This is a genomic window from Clostridium celatum DSM 1785 (genome assembly GCF_000320405.1).
Classification (GTDB): domain Bacteria; phylum Bacillota; class Clostridia; order Clostridiales; family Clostridiaceae; genus Clostridium; species Clostridium celatum.
Genome location: NZ_KB291618.1, coordinates 88,648 through 106,709, shown reverse-complemented (window position 1 = coordinate 106,709; position 18,062 = coordinate 88,648). Strand labels below are relative to the sequence as shown.

Below are 18,062 nucleotides of genomic sequence, written 5' to 3'. Positions count from 1 at the left end.
TTTAAAATAAATTATGAGGTGAATATAATGAGAAAAGCTATTATCGCTGGAAACTGGAAAATGCACTATACTCCAGAAGAAGCTGTTAAAGTTATAAATGAATTAAAACCATTAGTTAAGGATGCTACTTGTGATGTAGTAGTTTGTCCTACTTTTGTTTGCTTAGATGCTGTATTAAAAGCAGTTGAAGGATCAAACATCAAAGTTGCTGCTCAAAACATGCACTTTGAAGAAAAAGGAGCTTTCACTGGTGAAGTTGCTCCAGGAATGTTAGAAGCTATGGGTGTTAGCTATGTTGTTTTAGGACACAGTGAAAGAAGAGAATACTTCAATGAAACTGATGAAGCTTTAAATAAGAAGGTTAAGGCTGCTTTCGCTCACAACTTAACTCCAATCCTTTGCTGTGGAGAATCTTTAGAGCAAAGAGAAAACGGAACAACTAACGAAGTTGTTGGAGCTCAAATTAAAGCTGATTTAGAAGGTTTAGCACCAGAACTAGCAGAAAAAGTTGTTATAGCTTACGAACCAATCTGGGCTATTGGAACTGGTAAAACTGCTACTGATGAACAAGCAAACGAAACAATAATGGCTGTAAGAAGCGTTGTTGCTGAAATGTTTGGTCAAGAAGTTGCTAACAAAGTAAGAATCCAATACGGTGGATCAGTTAAACCTGGAACTATAAAAGCTCAAATGGCTCAATCTGATATCGATGGAGCTTTAGTTGGTGGAGCTAGCTTAGTTGCTACTGATTTTGCACAAATCGTAAACTATTAATAGAAGAAATACTTCAAAGTAATATATTTTACTTTGAAGTATTTTTTTTAATATAATATAAAAGTTTATCTGAAATTATTAGAGAAGATAATGGAATATTAGCATTAACAAACACTTTAAGTAGTATGATTTTCATTTATTAGAATTTCATTTATCTTAATTATATAATTATTATAATCATTAAGTTGAGATAGCTGTATTGATAAATTATTCAATGCAGCTTTTAAATTTGCAATACGAGAATAAATATCTAATGATTCTTTGGATAAGTTACTTAAATATATTTTTTCAATAGAAGAAAATTCATTTATTATTGAATTAAGTTGATTACTACAAAGCTCGCACTTATTAGAAAGAGTAGAACTATTAAAAGATGATATATGAATGTAATTAAGTAATACAGCATTTTCGATTAATTGTTCTCTAACTTCTTTGAGGCTCTCTGCATTATTCTCAAAGTTAAAAAACTTTTCAAGAGTTACAATTGAAGGGGTGATACCTTCACTATCTGTATTAGAATTAGATGTAGATGAATCATTAGAAGTGCTAGAATTAATATCAGCGGAAAAATTAGAGTTAACTTTTAATAATTTTTTAGCAAAAATTGTTGGTAGAGCTAATAGTGCTGTAAAAATACTACTAATCCAATTGACAATACTTTTTTGACTACTTATAGATTCAGCAATTGAGTCACTTGAATCATTTAGGCTATCTCTATGGGAAGAAATAATATTGCTAACTGTATGAAGAATTTTTAATTTTGCATTATTAGAACTTATTACTTGAGATTCAAATTCAGAATTTGCAGGGTATGATATTGTACTATTAAATATAGATGCATTAATTGAATCATAGTCATTAATTAAATCATCTAAGGTGGTTTTATCTTCATTTGAAATCATATTATCGGTTAAAAGTGAATCAGTTGCAGTATAAGCAGCTGCTAAATAGTTATTATAATCATTTTTATATTTTGAGTTACCTGTCATTAAAAAAATTTCTTGAGAATTACTCATGTTAGTTATAGTAGTTTTAAAGTTATCTAATTCTATTATTGTATTTCTTATATTTGATGAATTGTTTATGGCATTAGATAATGATGAGTTTTTAATAAACATAAAAACATTTAAAGATATAACTAGAGCTATACTAATGGTTATAATATAAATTATTAGCTTTTTTATAGTATTACATCCTTTAAATTAGTATAAAATATTATATGAACAGTATTGAATAAGTGTTTTTAAAAATAAAAAGCAAATTATCAGAAAATTTTTTAGACAAACGTTTACAAAAATCTCTATATATTGTTTAGTAATAATAATTATAGTATAATAAACATGGTTCAATTAAGGACACTAATGACAAGTGAGATTCAAGGAGAATTAAATTGCATAATGAAACTCACAAAGTTATAAGTTCTTTGAAACTAAAAAGTATTTATATATTTGGAGGGAATTATGGCGAAGAAACCTGTAATGTTAATGATATTAGACGGATTTGGAATAGCTCCAGAAAGTGATGGGAATGCAGTAGCTGCTGCTAAAAAACCAAACTATGATAAATTAGTTGCGAATTATCCTCACTCACAATTACAAGCAAGTGGAATGTTTGTTGGATTACCAGATGGACAAATGGGTAACTCAGAAGTTGGACATTTAAATATTGGTGCAGGAAGAATTATATATCAAGAATTAACTAGAATAACTAAGGAAATAAACGAAGGTGGATTCTTTAAGAATGAAGCATTATTAGAAGCTATGGAAAATGCTAAGAAAGATAATAATGCATTACATTTAATGGGATTATTATCTGATGGTGGAGTTCACTCTCATATAGATCATTTAAAAGGATTATTAAAATTAGCTAAAGAAAATGAAGTTAAGAACGTATATGTTCACTGCTTCATGGATGGTAGAGATGTTGCTCCAGGTTCAGGAAAAGATTTCGTAGTAGAACTTGAAAACTACATGGCTGAAATTGGAGTTGGTAAGATAGCTACTATTTCAGGTAGATATTATGCAATGGATAGAGATAATAGATGGGAAAGAGTACAATTAGCTTACGATGCAATGGTACTTGGAAAAGGTGAAACTGCTACATCTGCTGTAGAATGTATGGAAAAATCATACCATGATAACAAAACAGATGAGTTCGTATTACCATGCGTTATCGAAACTAACGGAGCTCCAACTGGAACAATCAAAAATGGAGATTCAGTAGTATTCTTCAACTTCAGACCTGATAGAGCTAGAGAAATAACTAGAGCTATAAACGATAAAGAGTTTGCAGGGTTTGAAAGAGAAACATTAAATTTAACATTTGTAACAATGACTCAATACGATAAAACTTTAGAAGGCGTTTTAGTTGCTTATAGACCAGAAGCTATCACAAACACTTTAGGTGAATATGTTGCTTCTAAGGGATTAAATCAATTAAGAATAGCAGAAACTGAAAAGTATGCTCACGTTACATTCTTCTTCAATGGTGGTGTTGAAAAAGAAAACGAAGGTGAAGATAGAGCTCTTATTGCATCTCCAAAGGTTGCAACTTATGACTTAAAACCAGAAATGAGCGCACCAGAATTAACTGATGAATTAATAAACAGATTAGATTCAGGTAAATATGATATGATCATATTAAACTATGCTAACCCAGATATGGTTGGACATACTGGAGTAATGGAAGCTGCTAAGGCTGCAGTTGAAGCTGTAGATACATGCTTAGGTAGAGTTGTTGATAAAGTTTTAGAATTAGATGGAACAGTATTTATAACTGCTGACCATGGAAATGCCGAAACTATGATCGATTTCTCAACAGGAAATCCATTTACAGCTCACACAACTGATCCAGTTCCATTTGTATGGGTATCTAATCATACAGAAGGAAAGACTTTATCAGATGGTAAATTAGCTGATATAGCACCTACAATGTTAACAGTAACGGGATTAGAAGTTCCAGCTGAAATGACAGGGGAATCTTTAATAAAATAGTATTTAAGGAGAGGGCTACCCCTCTCTTTTTTTGTTGAAAAAAATATTTGGCAATCAAAAGATTTGACAATATTAATGTTTCTGTATATAATTGCTTTAAAACAAAACTAATATAAATTTAGTGGAGGATGAAGATTATGGGAATAAAGATATTAACTGATTCAGCATGTGATTTAACAAGAGAATATATAGAAAATAACAATATAGGATTACTTTCATTAATATTAAATTTAAATGGGAAGTTAATAAAAGATGATTTAGGACAAACTCTGAGCTATAAAGATTTCTATAACAAGATGAGAGAAGGTGCAACACCTACAACATCTCAAATAAATGCTCATGAATTTGAAGAAGAATTTACTAAGCATATAAAGAATGGAGATTCAATAATTTATATATCAATATCTTCAAGTTTAAGTGGTACTTTTAATAGTGCCAATATAGCAAAAAATATTTTACTAGAAGAATATCCAGATGCAAATATTTTGTTAGTTGATTCATTAAGTTTTTCTGTTGGTCAAGGTTTTCTAGTTAGTAAGGCATGTGAAATGAGAGATGAAGGTAAAAGTGTAGAAGAAATAGTTAATTGGCTTGAAGAGAATAAGAGAAAAGTAGTACACTCAATAATAATAGATGATTTAAATCATTTAAAAAGAGGTGGGCGTATTTCAGGGGCAACTGCAACTATTGGAGGTCTTTTAAATATTAAGCCAACATTATATATAGATGATGAAGGAAAATTAGTACAAGGTGAAAAAATTAAAGGTAAGAAAAAGGCTTTAAGGTTTTTAGCTAATGAAGTTAAGGAAAAAGCGATAAATACTAAAAATGAAACTTTATATATATGTCATGGAGATTGCTTAGAAGAAGCAGAGACTTTAAGGGATATTATATTAGAAGAACAAGAATTTAAAAATGTAGTTGTAAACTATGTTGGAAATGTAGTGGGAGCACATGCAGGACCAGGAGTTTTAGCAGCATTGTTTTTAGGGAGTAATAGATAGAAATAATAGTAAAAAAATAAGGATGTTATATCAAAAAAAATTGGTATAGCATCTTTTTGTTAATGACATTATAAAAAATATAATATATATGGATATTATTGCAATAAATTATAAAAAAATATTGATTAATAGATGAATATACGATATGCTATAGGTAAACGTTAACAAGAGTGCGATTAATTAGTTAATATATATTGGAATTTTAAATAATAAAGATAGTGGGAGTCAAATATGGGTGTAAGAATTATAGAAAATAGCGGTATGTTTAGTTTAAAAAATGAAATGATGTATATAAATAAAAATAGAGTTATATTAGATAAGGAAACTGTTAAGGGAAAGCTAGAAAGACACAATATAAGTATTGATATAATAAATAATGGGAATTATTATCTTATAAAGAATTCTACAAGAAACAATACTTTAGAATATTGGGAAGTTATCTCTAAAGATAAATCAGAAGTTTTACTTATATTCAATGATAGTCAAATAGAAAATAGTTATAATTGCAAAAAAATAAGATTAAAGGGATTAAATGAAGATGCAGTATATGTGAATAAGGACACTAATGAAGTATTTTTAGGTGGAGCATTAATGTATTGTGGAGTAAATATAAAAAAGCTATATGAAAATTACAATGGTAATATAGTTCATTTAAAAAGGTTATAATATATGTTTAAATATAAAAGTTAAGCTATAAGAAAATCAAAAAATAAGATTTTCTTATAGCTATTTTTTATTGCTTAAACGACTATATAAGAAATGGTGATATTATTAATTCTTATATTTGATGGAATGATACCAAGGTTAAGTAATTATTTTATTATAAATGGTAGAGTTAATACCATTGATGTTCCATTTCCTTCTATGCTAAAAATCTCAAGACCATAATTTTCACCGTAATTAAGTTTTAATCTTTTATTTATATTTCTTAATGCAATACCATTAAAGTTATGGTTTTTATCATTTATATAATCATTTAAATCTTGTAATTTTTCTTCAGGTATACCAATTCCGTTATCAGATATTGTTAATAAAAGATTATTATTTACCTTTGACCCTTGAATTATTATTTTACCGTTGCCACTACATTCACTTAATCCGTGATAAATGGCATTTTCTATTAAGGGTTGAATTATCATTTTAATTATTTCACAAGATAATAGTTCATCTGAAACCATATTTTCAATAGTGAATAATTGGTCAAATCTTATTTTTTGTAAATAGATATAATTATCTATAATTTTTAGCTCTTCTTTTAATGTCACAGTATTAATTCTACGGTTCATGCTATATCTAATTATTTCACCAAAGTATTCTGCCATAGTTGATGTTTCTATATCGTCATTTATTTCAGCCATCATATGAATAGATTCTAATGTATTATATATAAAATGAGGATTTATTTGATTTTGTAATTGTTGTAACTCTAATTCTTTATGTTCAAGAGCATTTTTATAGTTGATATTAATTAAATAATTTATTCGATTTTTCATTTTATTATAAGAGTTAACTAAAAAACCTATTTCATCATCTTTATCATAAATAATTTTTGTATCAAGGTTTTTTTCTAAATTACTTGATTTCATATTTTTAGCTAATGATTCAATTGGATTAAATATTCTATTTTTTAAGAATAAATAAAGTATAGCTGACATAATCAAGAAGAATATTAAATTAATAAAGAAAAACATCATATATAGTGTGTTTAAGTTAAAAGCATCTGATTTTTTTATTGTATTTATAAGTATCCAATCATAAAATTGAATATAATTATAAGTTACTATATAGCTAGTATCTTTGTACATATATTCAATCTGAGGTTCTGTATTAGTAGTTATAAGTTGTGTATTTTGATATAAATCATTGAATAGTGGATTTTTATTAGTTTCTGCTATTAACTGGCCATCTGAATCATAAAGTGAAAGAATTTGATTATTAAATGCTATGTCATTATTTAATAAATTTAAAATTTTATCAGTAGGAATTGTAATTAACAATAATCCAGTTATTTCATTTGATGATATATCAATAATTTGTCGTGTTAGAGCAATTAAATTTTCGTTACTAGAAGTATTAACATCAACAATACTTTTAATATTAATATTGCTAAATATGGAAGTTGAGTTATCGGATTGAATACTTTTTAGAAACCACCACTCTAAAGATGGATTTATTAATATATCTGTAGAGGTATTTCTAGAAGCGAATGTACCACGGCCTTTTAAATCATATATGTAAGCTCCATTTATTGAATCGTTTTGAATTAAAATCATTTCGCAAAGATGTTTTAAATAATTATAATTATTTATATCAAGAACATTATCTGATCTAAGGATATTATGTAAGTTTGATATTTCTGGTATAAGTAATGGATACTTGGACACATCAGAAATACTATTAATCTTTTCAGATATTTGTTTACTTAAACTAAGATTGAAATTTTTAATGAGTTTTTCTGTTTTTAAAGATTCATATTTAGAATATGAGTATAAATTTAAAATAGTAAATATGAAAAAAATTAAATACAAAGTTGCAAAAATTGATAGTGTTAACTTCTTTATAGAAGAATTTTTAATTAAAGTCATGTGATCCCCCAATAAATAAATTCCTAAAAATATATAATTACAATATGTAAACATTTAATGTATAATACTAATATATATCAATTAGTAAGTTTATTCAATAAAAGGGAGGATATATGAAAATATTAGTTGTTGATGATGACAAAATTATCAGAATGGGATTGACTAAAATAATAAAAAGGTTATTTGATCAACATGAAGTAATTTCAGATTTTCAAAATGGCTTGTTAGCACTAGAATATTTAAGGGAAAATAAAGTGGATTTAGTTATTACTGATATAAAGATGCCTATAATGACAGGTACAGAGTTAATAAAAAACTCTTTAGATACATTAACTAATCCTCCTATGTTTGTAGTGTTAAGTGGGTATGATGAATTTACATATGTAAGAGATACAATGAAGTTAGGTGCAATTAATTATTTGTTAAAACCAATTAAGCAAGATGAATTAATAAGTGTACTAGAAGAAGTAGAAAATAAAATAAAGGATAATAGCAAAAAAGAAAAGATATTAAATAAATCTATTGATATTTTAAAGAAGGACTTTTTTAAGCATATGCTATTTTCAAATGGAGAAACAAATTATAAAACTGATAAAAGGTTACTTGAAAATATACAGTTAAGTGAAAACTATATATATAAAATGATCATTATAGATAGGGATAAAAATAATGAAAAAGAATTAGTGAGAAACTTTATTAAATCTGTAATTGATAACTTTAAGAGCATGGAGTATTTATCATTTAATTTTGAGGATAATACATATATGATATTTTATATAGATACTACTAAGGAAAAGAATTTAAGTTATTTTGATTCATATATATATGAAAATGTTGATATGTTTATTGAAAATAATAGAAATGTATATATTGTAGAATCAACAGAAAAGGTTTGGAAGCTTAGAGAGCAATCTAAAGAGTTTAGAAAGCTGAAGAGTAGTATAAGACAAGAGCATAGAATAAAAAAATATAATCTTAACTTATCAGATAAAGCATATTTAAGTAATAATGAAGAAATGAAAAAAACTAATTTAACAGCCATAAAGTTAGCCAAGCAGTATATAGTTGATAATTTTAACAAGAATATAACACTTAAAGAAGTTGCTAATGAAGTGTATTTAAGTCAAAACTATTTATCTGAATTATTTAAAAAGGAAACAAATGAAGGGTTTTATGATTTCTTATCAAAACATAGAATAAGTGTTGCTAAAGAGCTACTTTTAAAAACTAATCTCAAAGTTTATGAAATTGCAGAAAATGTTGGGTATAATGATGCAAGAACATTTGGTAGGTCTTTTAAAAAGATAACAGGAAAGACTCCAAATGAATTTAGAAATAATGATGATAAAGAAGGAAATATGTAATTGTGCTTTTAGAAAGAGGTAGTGTTTGTGAAAACTAAAGGTAGCTTTAAAGTTTTAAGTATTGTAGTTGTTATTTTAGTAAGTATTATTATGGCTACAATTTGTATAATTAAACCTTATAATAAAAATAATGAGAGTACTATAGAAGAAAAGGGGCTAGTAGGTGAAATAAGTTTTGTAAGCAATAGAACCGATAAAAAAGAAGAATTAAAGAATTTAGTAAAAGAATTTGAAAAATTACATCCCAATGTAACTGTTAATCTAGAGCTTATAGGTGAAATAGAAGAGATACTTCAGAGAAGGGCAGCAGTACAGGAATTACCAGATGTTACAATAGTTCCAGGAGCTATAAAATCAAGTGAATATGACAGGTATTTTTTACCCATAGATGATTTAGGCTTTGATGAAAATGAAATATATCATTATAAATATGGAATTAATGAAGAGGGTAAACAATATTGTTTAGCAAGTTCTAGTTTATGGTATGGAATTATATATAATAAAGCTATTTTTGAAGAATTAGGAATTGATAAGATACCGAGTACAAATGAAGAGTTTTTTGAAATTTGTGAAAAGATTAAAAGTAATGGAATTGTACCAATGGCTTTAAATTATACGCAGTCGTGGGTAATGGAGTGTTGGATATCTATAGCACCATATTTATTAGATAATAATTTAGAGACTGACGCAATATTAGGCAATGACAATATTCTTTATGAAGATGGAGGAATGTTAAAATCCTTAGATTTCGTTAGAAGTATAGTAGATAAGGGATATGTAGAGGAAAATATATTAGATTATAAATGGGAACAGTGTAAAAGGGATATAGTATCTGGAAAAGTTGCAATGATTTTTTATAATTCTGATTTTAAGTATCAGTTAAGTGAGATGGGAATGAATAGTGATGATATAGGAATGTTCCCACTTCCTGAAAGTGAAGTAATAAAAATATTTGGTGATTATAAATTAGCAATAGCTAAAAATACAAAATATCCCGAAGTAGCAAAGGAATTTTTAAAATTTTTATTTGAAGAAGATAAGTATGTTAATGCATTAAATATACAATCATCTTAAAAACCAGTGAGAAAAACAAGGAATTTTTTAATGAGTTAAAAGGATTTAATATTTCAATAAATAAAGATGAAGATGAAATATTAGATGAAAGAACGAAAGATAATACTATAGATATACATGGTATTTATGAAAATATAAGAAAATCTATTGGATTAGATTATACTTTTACTCAAAGATATATTATTGATAAAAATATAGAAAATATAATAACTGAAACTAATAATGATTGGAACTTAAAAAAGAAAGAATATATAATAGATTAATTTTAAGATTTAAATATAAATATTACACAGATACTTAAATATTATGGACAACAAAATATTAGGACGATATATTAAATGTAAATATTAATAACTTTTATAAGTAGGAGGAATATATGAACAATTATATAGTATTTGATATAGGTGGGTCATCTGTAAAGTGGTCTATAATTAATAATTTAGGTAAGATAATTATTAGTGATAAAATAGATATAGCTAAAACCAGTGAAGAATTTTTCGAAAACTTATCTACTAAAATTAATAGTTTAAAAGAAGAGTATAGTTTAAAGGGAATTGCTTTAAGTGCACCAGGAGCTGTAGATAGTGAAAGTGGAATTATTGGAGGTATGAGTGCATTACCATATATACATGGGCCTAATTTTAAACGAATATTAAATGAAAATACTGGATTACCAGTTGAAATAGAAAATGATGCAAATTGTGCAGCTTTAGGTGAATGTTGGATTGGTGTGGCAAAAGAAGAAAATGATTGTGCTTTTGTGGTTTGTGGGACAGGCATAGGTGGAGCATTAGTTAAGAATAAAAAAATACATTCAGGTATTCATAAGCATGGTGGAGAATTTGGTTATTGCTTAGTAGATATAGATGTTACTAAGCAAAAATATTTATCATGGAGTGGAGTAGGCTCAACATTTGCATTAGCAAAATCTATTGCAGAGAGAAAAGGCATAGATATAGAAAAGTTTAACGGATTAAAAGCTTTTGAATTATATGATAGCGGAGATGAAGTTGCGATAGAAGAGGTAAATAAATTTTTTAGATATATGGCTATAGGCATATTTAATATTCAATATACTTATGACCCAGAAGTTATAGTTTTAGGTGGAGCTATTTGTGAAAGAAAAGGTTTTTTAGATGAAGTAAATAAAAGGATAGATGAAGTTATGAATTCTAATCCAGATGCAACAATAAGACCAATAGTAAAGATTTGTAAGTATGGAAATGATGCAAATAAATTAGGGGCTTTATACAATTTTTTACAAAAACAAAATTTGATATAGGATATAAAAATAGAGCTATATATTAAGATGAATATAGCTCTATTTTACGTTATAGATATAATGAAGAGTATTTATATGAAAAAGTATAGTAATAACTTAAATATAGATATTGTTTAAAGATATTTGTAAAATTATAATGATATATAGAAAATTAAAATTTTATGAGGTGTTATAATGTTAAAATATGAAGAAATTGCAATTGATCTTCAAAATAAAATAGCAAATAGAGAATATAATGTAAATGATCAATTGCCACTAGAAAAGGAAATGTGCGAAGAATATGGTGTCAGTAGAATTACAATAAAAAAGGCAGTAGATATTTTAGTAATGAAAGGATTAGTTGTAAAAAGAAGAGGGGCAGGTACTTTTGTAAAAGGAATTGAAAGTAGCGAAATAAAAGAAATAAGTGAAAGTAATTTATTAACTGGATTTACAGGTATTTTCCGCAAAATAAAAGTAACAAGTAAAGTTATTGAGTTTAATATAATTAATACAACTAGTGAGATTGCTAATAAGTTAAAAATATCTAATGATGAATTTGTTTATTATATATGTCGTGTAAGATATGCAAATGATGAACCATATGTAATTGAATATACATATATGCCTATTAATGTTATTACAGGATTAAAAAAGGATGTTTTAGAAAAATCTATATATAACTATATAGAAGAAACTCTAAATTTAAAAATTAAAAGTGCTCATAGAACTATTAGAGCTGTAAGTGCAAATGAAGAGGAGAGAAAGTATTTAGAGATAGAGAAATATTCACCATTATTAGAAGTTGAGCAAATAGCTTTTTTAGATAATGGTATACCATTTGAATATTCAAAATCTCATCATAGAAATGATAAATTTGAATTTAAAAGTGTAATTATAAAGTAGAAAAAGTGTGCAAAAATTATGATTTGCACACTTTTTTTAATAAATTTATATTTTTATAATAAAAGAATATACTTTTGCTTTACAAAAGATATATCTTTTATTATAATAAGTCATGTAATAGATTTCATAAAAAGTTATAAACTTGAGAGGGGATGGATTAGATGTCTAAATTTAATGAGTTAATTGAAAAGTATTTACTACCTATAGCTGGTAAGTTAAGTGCTAGCAGAGTTTTAACAGTTTTACGTGATTCATTTATGCTAAGTTTTCCACTAACAATAGTTGGATCGCTTGCAGTTGTTATAATGAATCTACCATATTTAGATAAGGTCATAGGTAGTAATGGGGTAGCTACTGTAACAGATGTATTAAGTATACTACCATCAGCGACTATGAGTATAGCAACACTATTTGTTGTAATGGGCATTGGGTATTATTTAGCAAAAAGTTATGATGTTGATCCTATTTTTCCAGCAGCTATTTCAGTAGCATCATTTTTAGTTTTAACACCGATTTCAATGACTACAGAAGCAGGTGTTTTAGTAACAGATATAATTCCAATTACAAGATTAGGTGCAAAGGGAATGTTTGTTGGTATTTTAGCAGCATTCTTAGCAACTTGGTTATATGTACGTATTATGAAAAAAAATTGGACAATCAAAATGCCAGATGGTGTTCCACCAACAGTAGCAAAATCTTTTGCCGCATTAATACCAGCATGTATAGTATTGACAGTATTTTTAGTAATTAGAACTATTTTTGTTTATACACCTTGGGGTAATATACATGACTTTATATATCAACTTATACAAGTTCCATTAATGCACTTAGGTAGTGGATTAGCAGCAACAATAGTTGCGGTATTTGCAATTCAACTTTTATGGTTCTTTGGTTTACATGGTCAAATTATAGTTAATTCAGTATTAGATCCAATTTGGAATACATTATCACTTCAAAATTATGAAGCAGTAGTTAATCATACAGATTTACCTAACATAGTTACTAAACAGTTCATGGAAACATTTACTGTTGGTATAGGTGGTACAGGTATGACGCTTGCAGTTGTAATTGGTATATTAATAATTGCAAAAAGCAAACAATTAAGAGAGGTAGCTAAATTAGCAGGACCAGCAGGAATATTTAACGTTAATGAACCAGTTATATTTGGTTTGCCAATAGTTATGAATCCAACAATACTTATTCCTTGGATTATCTCACTAATAGTAGGTGTTACTATAGCTTATTTATCAATGAAATTTGGATTAGTTCCAATGACAACAGGGGTAGCAGTACCTTGGACAGTACCAATTTTCTTTAGTGGTATGCTTGCAACTAACTCTTTAGCTGGTGGTATATTACAATTAGTTATATTAGCTGTAGTATTAGCAATTTGGACACCATTTATAAAAGTAATGGATATACAAGCAATTAAATTAGAAAAAGAAGCTGCAGAAAAATCTAAAAATAAAGTAAGCAGATTTAAAAAGACAAAAGAAACAGCAGAAATGACAGAAAAAGCTTACTAAGAAAATTTAAATACAGTATTTAAATAAATAGATATAAAATCTGGAGGGATATTATTATGAAAAATATATTATTAGTTTGTTCAGCAGGAATGTCAACAAGTTTATTAGTTACTAAAATGCAAAAGGCAGCAGAAGAAAATGAAGTAGAATGCAAAATCTGGGCAGTATCACAAAGTGATGCTCCAAATAATTGGGAAAAAGCAGATGTATTATTATTAGGACCACAAGTACGTTTTTTAGAGTCAAAAATGAAAACTATGGTTGGTGGAAAAATACCAGTTGCAGTAATTGATACTGTTACTTACGGAAGAGTAGATGGATTAGCTGTTTTAGAACAAGCATATGATGTTATGGATGAATTTGAAGCATAAAATTTTTATATGCAAAAGGAATATTAGATATCGTTAAAAAATAAAACACAATGTAGATTAGCTTTAGATTAAAGTATAATCTATGTTGTGTTTTATATTATAAAGCACAAATTTTTAAAGATATATTTATTAAAGGAAAATTAAATATTAAAAAATAAGTGTAAGTAATAGAGTTAATATTTTAATATATAATTTATAAATAAAAAATAAAACCAGCATATTGCTGGTTTTATTAAAAAAGTACTTATTTTGAATATTTTTTATGTGTTAAGATTAATTCTTCAACTAACATTTTTAATGTTTCAGTTGTCATTAATTGATCTTCTGCATGCATTAATATTAAAGAAAATGGTAATTGTTCACCATTAGCTTCTTTTTGAACTAAATCAAAGTGACTGTGGTGAGCTTTAGATAAAAACTCTCCAGATAAAGTAACTTTATTATCGGCATCTTCAAATTGCTCTTCTCTAGCTAACATTAAAGCTTCCATTAATAATGATTTTGCTTCTCCAACATTACTAATTAACTCAAATGCAACTGATTCCATATTATTCATAAACAAAACCCTCTCTCTTAAAAGTATATACTTATTATATAATAGAACATTACAAATTTCAATAAAAAATATATATTTAATCTTTCTGAATAAATCATAAATAATTAGTAGAATAAAAATAGAGTAGATAAAGGTAAAGGTGAAATAAAAAATGATAAAATATCAAAAAATAGCATTAGATATCAAGGATGATATTTTAAGAGGTAAATATAAACCAAATGAACAGCTTCCATTTGAAAAGGAAATATGTGAAAAGTACAATGTAAGTAAAATGACTGTAAAAAAGGCATTAGATTTATTAGTGGGTGAAGGTCTAATAATAAAGAGAAGAGGTTCTGGGACATTTGTAAAAGATATAACAGAAAATGAAATTCAATGAATAATAGAAAAAAAACAATTTTCTGGATTAACTAATACTAATTTAGGGCATAAAGTAACAAGTAAAGTGTTAGAGTTTAAAATTATAAATGCTTCCGAAACAATTGCTGATATGCTAAAAATAGAAAAAGATGAATTTATTTATTCTATCCATAGAGTAAGATATGTAGATGATATCCCTGTAGTTATAGAAAAAACTTACATACCTTTAAATCTTATTCCAGGAATGAAATTAGCAGATGTTAAAGGATCTATATATAGTTACATACAAGATAAGTTAAATTTAAAAATACAAAGTGCACACTCTACAGTAAGAGCCTATAAAAGTACAGATTTAGATAGAGAATATTTAGAATTAAATTTAGATGAACCTGTATTAGAAGTAGAAAGAGTTGCATACTTAGATAATGGAAAAGTTTTTGAATATTCTTTTTCTAGACATAGATATGATAAATTTGAATTTAAAGCAATTACAGTAATTTAAAAAATTACTGCAATGAGAAAACATAAAAAATTCTTAGTTAATAAATCACAACTTATTAACTAAGAATTTTTTTTGCTTTTTTTAATTATGACAAATGAATATCAATATGTTTTGCAGTAATATAAGAAAAATTCCAATATAAAAGTATGTTTTTTTAAAATCAAAAACATGATTTTAAAAATAAAAGATATGTTTTTATAAATAAAAGTATAGACATTTAAAAAAGACGAGGATATAATATGATTAAGAATTAGTTCTATAAATTATAAATTTCGGAGGAGAAAAAAGATGACTAAAAAATATATATTTCCAGAAGGGTTTTGGTGGGGATCAGCAACATCAGGTCCACAATCAGAAGGAGATTTTAATAAACCACATAAGAGTGTATTTGACTATTGGTATGAAGTAGAGCCAGAAGCTTTCTTTGATAGAGTAGGACCACAAGTTACATCTAATTTTTATAATAGCTACAAAGAAGATTTAGCTATGCTTAAGGAAATTGGTTTAAATAGTTTTAGAACATCAATTCAATGGACAAGACTTATAAAGGATTTAGAAACTGGAGAACCAGATGAAGATGCAATAAGATTTTATAATGATGTTATAGATGAAACTATAAAAAATGGCATGATTCCAGTTATGAATTTACATCACTTTGATATACCAGTTGAATTATATGATAAATATGGTGGATGGGAATCTAAACATGTTGTTGACTTATTTGTAAAGTTTGCAGAAACAGCATTTAAGTTATTTGGAGATAGAGTTAAGTATTGGACTACTTTTAATGAACCTATAGTAGTTGTTGAAGGAGAATATTTATATCAGTTCCACTATCCGAAATTAGTAGATGGTAAAAAAGCTATGCAGGTATTATTTAACTTAAATCTTGCATCTGCAAAAGTAATAAATAAATTTAGAGAAATTGGATGTGATAAGGATGGAGGAAAAATAGGTATAGTTCTTAACTTAACTCCAGCATATCCAAGAAGTAATAGTGAAGAAGATTTAAAGGCAGCTAAAATTGCTGATGACATATTTAATAACTCATTCTTAGATCCAGCTGTTAAGGGAGAATTCCCATCTCTTTTAGTTGAACTATTAAAAGAAAATGGTGTTATGTGGGAAGCTTCAGAGGAAGAAATGGAGATAATAAGAAAAAACACTGTTGATTTCTTAGGAGTAAACTATTATCAACCAAGAAGAGTTAAAGCAAAAGAATCGGAGTTTGATAATTCAAAAGGATGGATGCCAGACAAGCACTTTGATTATTATGATATGCCAGGTAAGAGAATGAATCCATATAGAGGATGGGAGATATACCCTCAAGCAATGTATGATATAGCTATGAATATAAGAGATAATTACAATAATATTCCATGGTATATTTCAGAAAATGGTATGGGTGTTGAAGGTGAAGAAAAATATATAGATAAAAATGGTGAAATTCAAGATGATTATAGAATTGAATTCTTTAAAGAGCATTTACAATATCTTCATAAAGGAATAGAGGAAGGTTCAAATTGTTTTGGATATCATTCATGGACTCCAATCGATTGTTGGTCTTGGTCTAATGCTTACAAAAATAGATATGGATTTATTGCTGTTGATTTAGCTACTCAAAAGAAGACAATAAAGAAGTCAGGTAGATGGATTAAAGAAGTAGCAGAAAATAATGGATTTTAAAAGAGCTAAAAATTAAGAGTTAAAGTTTTTATAGATAATAAATAGAGTATTGAGTTAGTAATTTTAGCTCTTTACTCTTAATTTTTAAGGTGAAATTTTGAAAATAAAATATTATCAAGGACGGAAATATTATGGATAAAGATTATGTTGTAGCTGTTGATTTAGGTGGAACTAAAATATATACAGCATTAGTTGATTTAAAAGGAAATATTATAAAAGAAAAGATTGTTAGTACAGAAGCTAATAAAGGGGATATTGCAATAGTTTCTAATATAAAGAAAACTATAGATTATGTTTTAGAGGATATTGATAGAGAAAAAGTAGGGGCAATAGGGATTGGATCGCCAGGACCTTTAGATGTAAAAAGAGGGTTAATTGTGGCACCACCTAACCTACCTTTTAATAATTATAATATAGTAGAAGAATTAACTACTACGTATAATTTACCAACTTTTTTAGATAATGATGCAAATGCAGCTACATTAGCCGAGTATATGTTTGGAGTAGGTAAAGGTACTGAAAATATGGTTTATATAACTGTAAGTACAGGCATAGGTGGAGGAGCTATATTAAATGGAAAGATATATAGGGGTAGCACTTCAAATGCATTAGAAGTAGGACATACTACAGTTTTTAAGGATGGACCAAGATGTGGGTGTGGAAATAAAGGGTGTTCAGAGAGAATGTCATCAGGTACGGCGATAATGAAGAGAGCATTAGAGGCTGTTAATAGCAATGTTAATACGAATCTTAAAAATTATGAAAATATAACAGCTAAAGAGGTGTTTGTTGAAGCAGCTGAAGGAGATTATGTGGCTAATGATATTTTAGATGAAGCATTATCATATTTAGGCCTAGTAGTTTCTAATGTGATGAATACTTTAGATCCAGATATGATAGTCCTTGGTGGTGGTGTTATTAATGGTGGAGAGGTTGTTATAGAAAGAGTAAAAGAAATTGTAAAACATAGGTCTTTAAGTATAATAGCTGAAAACTGTAAGATAGAAAAATCTAACTTAGAAGGTAAATCAGGTGTTTTAGGGGCAGCTGCATTAGCTATAAGTGAATTAAGATAATAAGTTTATTTAAGAAAGGGAGAG

18 protein-coding genes are annotated in these 18,062 nt (G+C 27.1%); 15 read left to right on the top strand and 3 right to left on the bottom strand.

Annotation, left to right across the window (positions count from 1 at the left end; genetic code table 11):
* Window positions 1-27: 27 nt before the first annotated feature.
* A complete protein-coding gene (gene tpiA, locus HMPREF0216_RS04540) occupies window positions 28-774 on the top strand; it encodes a triose-phosphate isomerase (protein ID WP_005211696.1) in 747 nt (248 codons plus the stop codon).
* Window positions 775-890: 116 nt separating this feature from the next.
* On the opposite strand, the gene HMPREF0216_RS04535 is transcribed toward tpiA, so the two are convergent.
* The gene (locus HMPREF0216_RS04535) at window positions 891-1,763 is read right to left on the bottom strand and encodes a hypothetical protein (protein WP_040418859.1); all 873 of its coding nucleotides are present in this window, start codon (window positions 1,761-1,763) and stop codon (window positions 891-893) included.
* 25 nt (window positions 1,764-1,788) lie between these two features.
* Between HMPREF0216_RS04535 and HMPREF0216_RS17050 the strand changes: the two genes are divergently transcribed.
* The 4 genes from HMPREF0216_RS17050 (at window position 1,789) to HMPREF0216_RS04520 (ending at window position 5,437) form a co-directional block, all read left to right on the top strand.
* The gene (locus HMPREF0216_RS17050) at window positions 1,789-1,941 is read left to right on the top strand and encodes a hypothetical protein (protein ID WP_005211686.1); all 153 of its coding nucleotides are present in this window, start codon (window positions 1,789-1,791) and stop codon (window positions 1,939-1,941) included.
* Window positions 1,942-2,234: 293 nt separating this feature from the next.
* Window positions 2,235-3,767 carry a 2,3-bisphosphoglycerate-independent phosphoglycerate mutase gene (gpmI, locus tag HMPREF0216_RS04530; RefSeq protein WP_005211684.1) on the top strand — a complete coding sequence of 511 codons (1,533 nt, stop codon included), beginning with the start codon at window positions 2,235-2,237 and terminating at the stop codon, window positions 3,765-3,767.
* 137 nt (window positions 3,768-3,904) lie between these two features.
* Window positions 3,905-4,771: a DegV family protein gene (locus tag HMPREF0216_RS04525; RefSeq protein WP_040418857.1), complete on the top strand. Its 867-nt coding sequence runs from the start codon at window positions 3,905-3,907 to the stop codon at window positions 4,769-4,771.
* A gap of 231 nt (window positions 4,772-5,002) precedes the next feature.
* Window positions 5,003-5,437 (top strand): GH36 C-terminal domain-containing protein, encoded by a 435-nt coding sequence (locus HMPREF0216_RS04520; protein WP_005211680.1) that lies wholly within the window; start codon window positions 5,003-5,005, stop codon window positions 5,435-5,437.
* Between the two features lie 146 nt (window positions 5,438-5,583).
* Here the strand turns inward: HMPREF0216_RS04520 and HMPREF0216_RS04515 are convergent, their stop codons facing one another.
* Complete coding sequence (locus HMPREF0216_RS04515; protein ID WP_040418855.1) at window positions 5,584-7,356, bottom strand: sensor histidine kinase; 1,773 nt, start codon at window positions 7,354-7,356, stop codon at window positions 5,584-5,586.
* A 113-nt stretch (window positions 7,357-7,469) separates the two neighbouring features.
* On the opposite strand from HMPREF0216_RS04515, the gene HMPREF0216_RS04510 reads away from it, so the two are divergent.
* The 6 genes from HMPREF0216_RS04510 to HMPREF0216_RS04485 all read left to right on the top strand — a co-directional run bounded on the left by HMPREF0216_RS04510 (window position 7,470) and on the right by HMPREF0216_RS04485 (window position 13,858).
* On the top strand, window positions 7,470-8,720 hold the full coding sequence (locus HMPREF0216_RS04510) for a response regulator transcription factor (RefSeq protein ID WP_005211676.1): 1,251 nt from the start codon (window positions 7,470-7,472) through the stop codon (window positions 8,718-8,720).
* Between the two features lie 27 nt (window positions 8,721-8,747).
* Window positions 8,748-9,794, top strand: coding sequence for an ABC transporter substrate-binding protein (locus tag HMPREF0216_RS04505; RefSeq protein ID WP_147576241.1), 1,047 nt, complete (start codon window positions 8,748-8,750; stop codon window positions 9,792-9,794).
* A gap of 376 nt (window positions 9,795-10,170) precedes the next feature.
* Window positions 10,171-11,076, top strand: a complete 906-nt coding sequence (locus HMPREF0216_RS04500; protein WP_005211674.1) for an ROK family protein — start codon at window positions 10,171-10,173, stop codon at window positions 11,074-11,076.
* Window positions 11,077-11,250: 174 nt separating this feature from the next.
* Window positions 11,251-11,961, top strand: a complete 711-nt coding sequence (locus HMPREF0216_RS04495) for a GntR family transcriptional regulator (RefSeq protein ID WP_005211673.1) — start codon at window positions 11,251-11,253, stop codon at window positions 11,959-11,961.
* A gap of 161 nt (window positions 11,962-12,122) precedes the next feature.
* Entirely contained in the window at window positions 12,123-13,487 is a 1,365-nt protein-coding gene (celB, locus tag HMPREF0216_RS04490; protein WP_005211672.1) for a PTS cellobiose transporter subunit IIC, read from the top strand.
* Window positions 13,488-13,543: 56 nt separating this feature from the next.
* Window positions 13,544-13,858: a PTS sugar transporter subunit IIB gene (locus HMPREF0216_RS04485; RefSeq protein ID WP_005211671.1), complete on the top strand. Its 315-nt coding sequence runs from the start codon at window positions 13,544-13,546 to the stop codon at window positions 13,856-13,858.
* Between the two features lie 244 nt (window positions 13,859-14,102).
* Here HMPREF0216_RS04485 and HMPREF0216_RS04480 read toward each other — a convergent pair whose 3' ends face one another.
* Window positions 14,103-14,414, bottom strand: coding sequence for a PTS sugar transporter subunit IIA (locus HMPREF0216_RS04480; RefSeq protein WP_005211670.1), 312 nt, complete (start codon window positions 14,412-14,414; stop codon window positions 14,103-14,105).
* Between the two features lie 151 nt (window positions 14,415-14,565).
* Here HMPREF0216_RS04480 and HMPREF0216_RS18085 point away from each other — a divergent pair, with 151 nt between their 5' ends.
* From HMPREF0216_RS18085 to HMPREF0216_RS04465, 4 genes are all read left to right on the top strand, one after another.
* Window positions 14,566-14,793, top strand: coding sequence for a GntR family transcriptional regulator (locus tag HMPREF0216_RS18085; RefSeq protein ID WP_005211668.1), 228 nt, complete (start codon window positions 14,566-14,568; stop codon window positions 14,791-14,793).
* Window positions 14,794-15,276 (top strand): UTRA domain-containing protein, encoded by a 483-nt coding sequence (locus tag HMPREF0216_RS04475; RefSeq protein ID WP_341349472.1) that lies wholly within the window; start codon window positions 14,794-14,796, stop codon window positions 15,274-15,276.
* A gap of 288 nt (window positions 15,277-15,564) precedes the next feature.
* Window positions 15,565-16,962: a glycoside hydrolase family 1 protein gene (locus tag HMPREF0216_RS04470; RefSeq protein ID WP_005211665.1), complete on the top strand. Its 1,398-nt coding sequence runs from the start codon at window positions 15,565-15,567 to the stop codon at window positions 16,960-16,962.
* Window positions 16,963-17,093: 131 nt separating this feature from the next.
* Window positions 17,094-18,038, top strand: coding sequence for an ROK family protein (locus HMPREF0216_RS04465; protein ID WP_005211658.1), 945 nt, complete (start codon window positions 17,094-17,096; stop codon window positions 18,036-18,038).
* Window positions 18,039-18,062 lie beyond the last annotated feature (24 nt).